Annotated in this window: 9 protein-coding genes; 8 read left to right on the top strand and 1 reads right to left on the bottom strand. The window is 65.7% G+C overall.

Features of this window, described 5'->3' with window-relative positions:
* From IVB47_RS21980 to IVB47_RS21970, 3 genes are all read left to right on the top strand, one after another.
* The coding region (locus IVB47_RS21980) for a DUF983 domain-containing protein (RefSeq protein ID WP_247464224.1) at window positions 1-391 on the top strand (391 nt) is incomplete at its 5' end.
* Window positions 388-1140 carry an SURF1 family protein gene (locus IVB47_RS21975; protein WP_247464221.1) on the top strand — a complete coding sequence of 251 codons (753 nt, stop codon included), beginning with the start codon at window positions 388-390 and terminating at the stop codon, window positions 1138-1140. The genes IVB47_RS21980 and IVB47_RS21975, both read left to right, overlap by 4 nt.
* Window positions 1141-1254: 114 nt before the next feature.
* Window positions 1255-1620 (top strand): nuclear transport factor 2 family protein, encoded by a 366-nt coding sequence (locus IVB47_RS21970; RefSeq protein WP_027515278.1) that lies wholly within the window; start codon window positions 1255-1257, stop codon window positions 1618-1620.
* A 64-nt stretch (window positions 1621-1684) separates the two neighbouring features.
* On the opposite strand, the gene IVB47_RS21965 is transcribed toward IVB47_RS21970, so the two are convergent.
* On the bottom strand, window positions 1685-3025 hold the full coding sequence (locus IVB47_RS21965; RefSeq protein ID WP_247464218.1) for a histidine kinase: 1341 nt from the start codon (window positions 3023-3025) through the stop codon (window positions 1685-1687).
* An 85-nt stretch (window positions 3026-3110) separates the two neighbouring features.
* Between IVB47_RS21965 and IVB47_RS21960 the strand changes: the two genes are divergently transcribed.
* The 5 genes from IVB47_RS21960 to IVB47_RS21940 all read left to right on the top strand — a co-directional run bounded on the left by IVB47_RS21960 (window position 3111) and on the right by IVB47_RS21940 (window position 8423).
* Window positions 3111-3755 (top strand): response regulator transcription factor, encoded by a 645-nt coding sequence (locus IVB47_RS21960; RefSeq protein WP_008541266.1) that lies wholly within the window; start codon window positions 3111-3113, stop codon window positions 3753-3755.
* Window positions 3756-4311: 556 nt separating this feature from the next.
* Window positions 4312-5730: a threonine synthase gene (gene thrC, locus IVB47_RS21955; RefSeq protein WP_247283169.1), complete on the top strand. Its 1419-nt coding sequence runs from the start codon at window positions 4312-4314 to the stop codon at window positions 5728-5730.
* Window positions 5727-7016 carry a pitrilysin family protein gene (locus IVB47_RS21950; protein ID WP_247283171.1) on the top strand — a complete coding sequence of 430 codons (1290 nt, stop codon included), beginning with the start codon at window positions 5727-5729 and terminating at the stop codon, window positions 7014-7016. Before thrC ends, IVB47_RS21950 begins: the two co-directional genes overlap by 4 nt.
* 40 nt (window positions 7017-7056) lie before the next feature.
* Window positions 7057-7644, top strand: a complete 588-nt coding sequence (locus IVB47_RS21945) for a GNAT family protein (protein WP_007605081.1) — start codon at window positions 7057-7059, stop codon at window positions 7642-7644.
* Window positions 7645-7766: 122 nt separating this feature from the next.
* Window positions 7767-8423: a hypothetical protein gene (locus tag IVB47_RS21940; RefSeq protein WP_027570042.1), complete on the top strand. Its 657-nt coding sequence runs from the start codon at window positions 7767-7769 to the stop codon at window positions 8421-8423.
* Window positions 8424-8441: the final 18 nt, after the last annotated feature.

Here is an 8441-nt window from a genome sequence, read left to right as displayed (position 1 = left end):
CGCCGATACGTCCGAGCCGCAAGCCACCGTCCTGCAGAGCGCGCTGCGCGGGCTTGCCTGCAAATGCCCGCGCTGCGGCCAAGGCAAGCTCTATGCGGGCTTCCTGACGCTAGCGCCGTCCTGCGAGCGTTGCGGCCTCGACTATGCCTTCATCGATTCCGGTGACGGTCCGGCGATCTTCATCATCATGCTGGCCGGCGCGATCGTGGTCGGCTGCGCGCTCGTCGTCGAAGTCAAGTACCAGCCGCCGTACTGGCTGCACGCGGTGTTGTGGCTGCCGCTGATCCTCGCGACGACCCTGCTGCCGTTGCGCGCGATGAAGTCGCTGCTGATCGCGCTGCAATTCCACCATAAGGCGGCGCCGGGCCGGCTGGTCGACCGCGCGAAATGAACGAGACCGCGCGCAAGCCCCGCGTGGCCGGCTTCGCGCTGTTCACGCTATTCCTGACCGCGGTCTGTATCGTGCTCGGTGTCTGGCAATTGCAGCGCCGCATCGCCAAGCACGAGCTGATCGCCGCACTGACCGAGCGCCTCGCGGAGGCACCGGTCGCTCTGCCGCCGCCGGCACGATGGGCCGCGCTAAGTCCCGCGCGCGATGAATTCCGCCGCGTCAGCTTTACCGCGACCTACGCGCCCTTGCCCGACGCGATGGTCTATTCCCCCGGCTCCGCCGTGCGCAAGGACGCGTCGGGCCCCGGCACCTGGGCGTTCCTGCCGGCGCGGCTGCCGAGCGGGGAGACGGTGGTGATCGATGCGGGCTTAGTCGAAAACACCATGCAGGATCGCAGCGTCGAGGATCGCGCGGTCAAGAAGCTCGTCACGGGGCAGGAGGTCTCGTTCACCGGTTATCTGCGCTTCCCCGAGGCGCCCGGCTGGCTGACTCCGGCGGAGAACCGCGACAAGCGGCTGTGGTTCGTGCGCGATCACGTGGCGATCGCGAGCACGCTGGGCTGGGGCGCGGTTGCGCCGTTCTATGTCGACCTCGAGCAGCCGGCGCCCGAGAACGGCATTCCGCGGCCGGGGCCGCTCGACGTGCATCTCAAGGACGATCACCTGCAATACGCCATCACCTGGTTCACGCTTGCAGGCGCCGTGCTCATCGCCTTCGCCGTGTGGGCAAGAGGGCGGCGGCGGGGCTGAGCTCCGTAGATCCACCTAGGGAACCCGGTATCGCCCGGGGTTTACCATTCAGCGCACATTCACGAGTGTGGTCCTAAGCCGCCATCGTTTTTTCGCGGCAGACAGGATTGCAGCGTGAGCGATTTCGACCAGATGGGAATTGTCGTCGACTGGGTGGATGCCTGCAGGAAGGGCGACCTCGCGACGCTCCTCGACCTCTATGCGGACGATGCGCAGGTCGAATGCACGTGCAACGGCACGCAGCACTATCGCGGCCGGAGCGAGCTCGAAGCCTATTGGCAGCCGCGGCTCAGCGCTTTTTCGTCGGCCGGTTTTGGGCTGGAGGAAATCCATCCTGCGCCCCACGGCATCGATCTCGAATATTCCGTCGCCGGCGCGCTGCGCATCCGCGCCTCGTTTTGCTTCAGCCCGGACGGCAAGATCCGCGCCACGCTGTGCGAACCGGCGCGACAGAACGCGCAGCTTGGCTGTGCTTGCTAGAGACTCCAGATTCTTGTTTTGACGCGTTTTCTTCACGCGAACCGGTATCCACCTCGCGAAAACGCTAGCCGGTGACCGGCGCCTCGCGCGCCGGTCCGGCGGGAAGGCGGCAGCGCACATAGGTCCGGTCGTCCACGCGCAGCAGTGACAGCGATCCGCTGAGTGCGCGCACGCGCTCATGCATGCCGGTCAGGCCGCGACCGAACAAATTGCCTTCGGGGAAGCCGCCACCGTCGTCGGAAATCTCGATGACGACCGCCTCGCCGGCGAAGGTCGCCTGCACATGGGCATTGCTGGCGCCGGCATGACGCAACACGTTGGTCAGCGCCTCCTGAATCACGCGATAGACGGTTTGAGCCAGCGGCCCGTCGATCGCGTTGAGATCCGGATCGATCGTGTCCGTCAGGTCGAGTGACGGCGCCTGCTTGCGGAAATTCCGGAGCAGCGTCTGCACGGTGGTCTCCAGACCCAATTCCTCGATGTAGAGCGGTCGCAACCGGTCGAGGATGCGGCGGTTGGTCTGCTGGAGCGCCTCGACCGATTGCAACACATCCTGCGCCGAACTGCCGGGATTTCCCGCCGGGGGCGAGGCGTCGGCCAATGCGATCGTGCCGGCGCGGATGCTGAACAGCAGCGGACCGAGTTCGTCGTGCAGTTCGCGCGCGAGATCGCGCCGCTCGTCGTCCTGGAGCGACACCAGGCGGTGCAGCAGGTCGCGATTGTCCTGGCTCAATTGCGCCAGCGTTTCGGCCAGCGCGTTGGCCTCCTCGCAGCTTTGCCGGATTTCCGGCGGTCCTCCGACCGGGATCGGCGTGGCGTAGTCGCCGCGCCGCATCCGCGTGAGCCCTTCGCCGAGATCTTGCAGCGGGCGCAGGGCCGATCCTGCGAAAACATAGGCAATGGTGCCGGTGAGCACCATCAGCACGGCAACGAGGCTGGTCAGCGCGAGAAAGCCGATCCATTTCTCGAACAGGTCGGCCGACAGGTCCGGCCGGAAGACGAGATCGCCGACACGCCTGTCGCCGATCGTCACCGGAGCTGCCGCCTCCATGTCCGGAATGGTGAGCAGGTCGACAAACCATCGCGGGACGCCATGCGGCTTGCGCGGACCGTCCCTCGCTGAGGACGCGGGACCCATCTCCGCGGCACGGAATTGGATATCAGAGGAGTTGTCCAGAGAATGGACAAAGGCGTCGAGCGTCTGCCGCGGATTGTTCGAGGTGCGCAGGGCGTTGTTGAGCGCGGCGGCAACGGTCTGGATCGAACGCCGCCCCGGCTCGTTCTCGTCCGCCAATTGGTCGGTCGCGAAGATCTGGAGCAGCACGCCGCTCATGATCAGCGCGGCGAGGAAGCTCAGGCCGAGCGGCAGAAACAGTTGGGTTCGGAACGAGAGGCGTTGCCACATTAGGTCAATTCTAACGCGCATCGGTCGGATTTGCTCTTTCCATTTGTTCCCGTCGGTTTATGAGTCGAAAAACTAGAGAGTTACAATGCAAGATACTGCCAAGCCGGCGACCCGCGTCCTGATTGTCGACGACCATCCCGTGGTCCTGTCCGGTTGCCGCACCCTGTTCGCCTCCGACCATTCGATCCGGATCGACGAGGCGACCGACGCCAAATCCGGGCATCGCGCCTATGTCAGCAAGCGGCCCGACGTCACTGTGATCGACATCAGCCTGCCCGACGTCTCCGGCTTTGAACTGATGCGGCGCATTCGCAAGGACGATCCCGACGCCAAGATCATCATGTTCAGCATGAACGACGATCCGGCCTTCGTGGTGCGGGCGGTCGAGCTGGGCGCGCAGGGCTACGTCTCCAAGGGCGACGATCCCCGGATCCTGCTCAAGGCGGTGCGCAAGGTCGTTGCGGGCGACAATTTCATCTCACCGCAGCTCGCGGAAGCCGTGACGTTTTCCGGCGCGGCGATCAAGGCCAATCCCGCCTCGCAGATGACGCCGCGGGAGCTCGAGATTCTCCGCCTGCTGGGGCGAGGCGACAAGATCGTCGAGGTCGCCGAGGCGCTCGGTATCTCTTACAAGACCGTCGCCAACACCACCTCCCTGCTCAAGCAGAAGCTCGGTGCCAAGAACCATTCCGACCTGATCCGGATCGCGGTGGAAATCGGGATGAACTGACGCCCGGGGCGCCGAACCGGCTGCTCCAGGATGCTGCCGGTTCGGCGGGCGGACCGGTCTCGGCGCTCAGCCGGGCAATGCATGGATAGCGCCGACACCATCCGCCGACACAATGAGCGCAGCCGTTGTTCGTTCCTGAACTGTCCGGTCGTTCGGGATATAACGGCAATGCGTGACGCACGACCGCTGGCGAACGCTTGCCCGCGTCGAAATCCGTCGGGAAAAACAGGAACATTTTCTCACACATCCCGTTTTGTCCCTTGACGATGTCGTGACAGCCGACGAAAGCTTGCGCGAACAGTTTTTGCGGGTCGGTGACCCCAAGAGGCCAAACCGGTCTGCACAGAACGACAGACCTTCCAAGAGAGGGCTGCGGCATTGCCGCAGCCCTTTTCCTTGGCAGCCTTTTTCCTTGGATGGCCCCAGCCGCGAAGCGGTTTCCTGATGCCGCAAAACACTTTATGGTGGCTCAAAGCCTCTGGCTGTTAACAAGTAATTTCGTAAAATCAAAGGCTTGCGGATCGAGCCCAGGCTCGGCCGGCCTTTGGAGGGCAGTTTGACTCGTTATATCTCGACCCGGGGCGAGGCCCCCGAACTCGGCTTCTGCGATGTGATGCTGACCGGGCTCGCCCGCGACGGCGGCCTGTATGTGCCGGCCACCTGGCCGCAACTCTCGACTGACGCCATCGCCGGCTTCTTCGGTCGTCCCTATTGGGAGGTCGCGGTCGAGGTGATCCGCCCCTTCGTCGCCGGCGAGATCTCGGACGCCGAGCTCGGCCGCATGGCGAACGAGGCCTACGCCACTTTCCGCCATCCGGCGGTGGTGCCGCTGCGCCAGATGGCGCCGCACCAGTTCGTGCTGGAGCTGTTCCACGGTCCGACGCTCGCTTTCAAGGACGTGGCGATGCAGCTGATCTCGCGGCTGATGGACCACGTGCTCGCCAAGCGCGGCCAGCGCACCACCATCGTGGTCGCGACCTCGGGCGACACCGGCGGTGCTGCAGTCGACGCGTTCGCAGGGCTCGAGAATGTCGACCTCATCGTGCTGTTCCCGCATGGCCGCATATCCGAGGTGCAGCGGCGGATGATGACGACGACGGGCGCGGCCAACGTCCATGCGCTCGCCGTCGAGGGCAATTTCGACGATTGCCAGGCCCTCGTGAAGGCGATGTTCAACAACCATCGCTTCCGCGATGCGACGTCGCTGTCCGGCGTCAATTCCATCAATTGGGCGCGGATCGTCGCCCAAGTGGTCTACTATTTCACCTCCGCCGTTGCCGCCGGTGCACCCGCGCGCGCGGTGGACTTCGTCGTGCCGACCGGCAATTTCGGCGACATCTTCGCCGGCTATGTCGCCAAGCGCATGGGTCTTCCGGTGCGGACCCTGGGCATCGCCGCCAACGTCAACGACATCCTGGCGCGCACGCTGAAGACCGGGATCTACGAGGTGCGCGAGGTCCACGCGACGGCGTCGCCGTCGATGGACATCCAGATCTCCTCGAATTTCGAGCGGCTGCTGTTCGAGGCTGGCGGCCGCGATGCTGCCGGCGTGCGCCGTCTGATGGATTCGCTGAAGCAGTCCGGCCGCTTCGTGCTGCCCGATGCGACGCTGGCCGCGATCCGCGAGGGATTCGACGCGGGCCGGGCCGACGAGACCGAGACCGCGGCCGCGATCCGCGCCGCCTGGCGCGAGGCGGGCGAGCTGGTCGATCCCCATACCGCGGTCGCGCTTGCGGTCGCCGACCGCGACACCACGGACAGGACGGTTCCCAGCATCGTGCTGTCCACCGCCCATCCGGCCAAATTCCCCGATGCGGTCGAAGCGGCCTGCGGCCAGCGGCCGCAACTGCCGGCCTGGCTCGATGGCCTGATGACCAAATCCGAACACATGAAGGTGATGAAGAACGACCAGGCCGAGGTCGAGCGGTTCGTGCTGTCGGTCAGCCGCGCCGCGAAACAGGGAGTTGCCGGATGAGCGTCGAGATTTCCAAGCTTGCGTCCGGCCTGACTGTCGTCACCGACAAGATGCCCCATCTCGAGACTGCGGCGCTCGGCGTCTGGGCCGGCGTCGGCGGGCGCGACGAGAAGCCCAACGAGCACGGCATCTCGCATCTCCTGGAACATATGGCGTTCAAGGGCACGACGAAGCGCTCCTCGCGCGAGATCGTCGAGGAGATCGAGGCGGTCGGCGGCGACCTCAACGCCGGCACCTCGACCGAGACCACGTCCTATTATGCACGGGTGCTGAAGGCCGACGTGCCGCTCGCGCTCGACGTGCTCGCCGACATCCTGGCCAACCCGGCCTTCGAGCCCGACGAGCTCGAGCGCGAGAAGAACGTCATCGTGCAGGAGATCGGCGCGGCGCAGGACACGCCTGACGACGTCGTGTTCGAGCATCTCAACGAGCTCTGCTATCCCGACCAGCCGATGGGCCGCTCGCTGCTCGGCACTGCGAAGACCTTGCGTGCCTTCAGCCGCGACTCGCTGCGCGACTATCTGTCGACGCATTACCGCGGGCCAGACATGGTGGTGGCGGCAGCCGGGGCGGTCGATCACAAGCAGGTGGTCGCCGAGGTCGAGCAGCGCTTTGCCAGTTTTGAGGGGACGGCGGGTCCCAAGCCGCAAGCCGCGCAGTTCGGCAAGGGCGGCACCAAGGTGGTGCATCGCGAACTCGAGCAGGCGCATCTGACGCTGGCGCTGGAGGGCGTGCCGCAGACCGATCTGTCGCTGTTCTCGCTCCAGGTCTTCACCAACATCCTCGGCGGCGGGATGTCGTCGCGGCTGTTCCAGGAGGTGCGTGAGAAGCGCGGCCTCTGTTACTCGATCTACTCGTTCCACGCCCCCTATACCGACACCGGCTTCTTCGGCCTCTACACCGGCACCGATCCGGCCGATGCGCCCGAGATGATGGAGGTCGTGGTCGACATCATGAATGATTCGGTCGAGACCCTGACCGAGGTCGAGATCGCGCGGGCCAAGGCGCAGATGAAGGCGGGGCTGCTGATGGCGCTGGAGAGCTGCTCGTCCCGCGCCGAGCAGCTCGCCCGGCATGTGCTGGCCTATGGCCGGCCCCAGACGGCCGAGGAGCTGGTGGCCCGGATCGACGCTGTCAGCGTCGAATCGACCCGTGATGCGGCGCGTGCGCTGCTTTCGCGCAGCCGCCCTGCGGTTGTCGCATTGGGCAGTGGCAGGGGTCTGGACACGGCGGTGTCTTTTGCGGAAGGATTGACCCGGGCACGCGCCAAGGCGCGGCTGCATTAGGAGCCGCGCACGGGTTGATCCGCCCCCGGGAAGCATCACCATGGCCCTCTTCCGCCTGCCATCCAGTGGACCCGCCGCTCTCGCGCCGCGCGGCAACGGCCTGTTGCTACGCGCGCCGCAGATGTCGGACTTCCTGCAGTGGGCCCATCTGCGCGAGTCCAGCCGCGATTACCTGACGCCCTGGGAGCCGATCTGGCCGTCGGACGATCTCACGCGCTCCGGCTTCCGCCGTCGCCTGCGCCGCTATTCCGAGGACATCGCCGCGGACCGGTCCTATCCCTTTCTGATCTTCCGGGAGCTCGACGGCGCCATGGTCGGCGGCATCACGCTCGCCAATGTCCGCCGCGGCATCGTCCAGGCCGGCACCATCGGCTATTGGGTCGGCAAGCCCCACGCCCAGCGCGGCTACATGACGGCCGCGCTGCGGGTGCTGCTGCCAACGCTGTTCGGCGAGCTCAATCTGCACCGGGTCGAGGCCGCCTGCATCCCGACCAATGCGCCGTCGATCCGGGTGCTGGAGAAGTGCGGTTTCTCCCGCGAGGGGCTGGCGCGCCGCTATCTCTGCATCAACGGGATCTGGCAGGACCATTTGCTGTTCGGCCTGCTGCACGAGGATTTCCGCGGCTGAGCCCGCTTATCCATGTGACCAAAGTCTGCTTGTTTGCTGCCTTGGGTTCGCCGGTTTTGACGATATAACGGCGCAGCCCGGCCGGTGATCGGCCGTGATGTCGTCATGGAGTTTGGGTGTTGATGGTGCAGGAGCTTCGGTCACCGCGGAATGCGTTGCGGCGGGGGGCAGCGGTCGCGCTGGTGTTGTCAGTTGCGCTCGTCTCCGTCTCGCCAGTCGCGGCGCAGTCGCTGACCGATCGATTCAAGGGCCTGTTCGGCGGCAAGTCGGACGAGCCGGCCCAACCCAAGCCGGCGCCTGCACCGGGACAGCCGGCGGCTGATGATGATCTTGATTGCCCGCAGGTCACGGTGCGTGCCGGAGCCTCCACCTACGCGGTCGGTGCCACCGGCAAGCCGGCCGTTGGCAACGAGATCCGCTTCCAGGCCACCATCACCAAGATGGCCCGCGAATGCACCCGCAATGGCGGCGATATCACGGCCCGGATCGGCATCCAGGGCCGCGTCATTGCCGGTCCCGCCGGCGCGCCTGCGAGCGTCGAGGTGCCGCTGCGCGTCGCCGTGGTGCATGGCGGCATCGGCGAGAAGGTGATCGCTTCCAAGGCCTACCGGACCACGGTCGGAATGTCGGAAGGCGGCAGCGTCCCCTTCACCTTCGTGGCCGAGGATCTGGTCTATCCGATGCCTTCGGCCAAGGACGCCGATAGCTACATCTTCTATGTCGGCTTCGATCCGCAGGCGCTGTCACCCGAGCCGAAGGCGCGGGCGAAGAAGAAGTAGCGAATGATTTTGCAAGTG

The sequence above is a fragment of the Bradyrhizobium sp. 62 genome, from assembly GCF_023073035.1.
Lineage (GTDB): Bacteria > Pseudomonadota > Alphaproteobacteria > Rhizobiales > Xanthobacteraceae > Bradyrhizobium.
The sequence above is the reverse complement of the archived record's forward strand: the minus strand, read 5'-3'. Positions and strand labels throughout refer to the sequence as shown.

Coding starts and splice junctions, on each gene's coding strand:
- IVB47_RS21965 (WP_247464218.1), bottom strand. CDS start 3,025: ATGTGGCAACGCCTCTCGTTCCGAACCCAACTGTTTCTGCCGCTCGGC.
- IVB47_RS21960 (WP_008541266.1), top strand. CDS start 3,111: ATGCAAGATACTGCCAAGCCGGCGACCCGCGTCCTGATTGTCGACGAC.
- IVB47_RS21950 (WP_247283171.1), top strand. CDS start 5,727: ATGAGCGTCGAGATTTCCAAGCTTGCGTCCGGCCTGACTGTCGTCACC.
- IVB47_RS21940 (WP_027570042.1), top strand. CDS start 7,767: ATGGTGCAGGAGCTTCGGTCACCGCGGAATGCGTTGCGGCGGGGGGCA.
- IVB47_RS21975 (WP_247464221.1), top strand. CDS start 388: ATGAACGAGACCGCGCGCAAGCCCCGCGTGGCCGGCTTCGCGCTGTTC.
- IVB47_RS21945 (WP_007605081.1), top strand. CDS start 7,057: ATGGCCCTCTTCCGCCTGCCATCCAGTGGACCCGCCGCTCTCGCGCCG.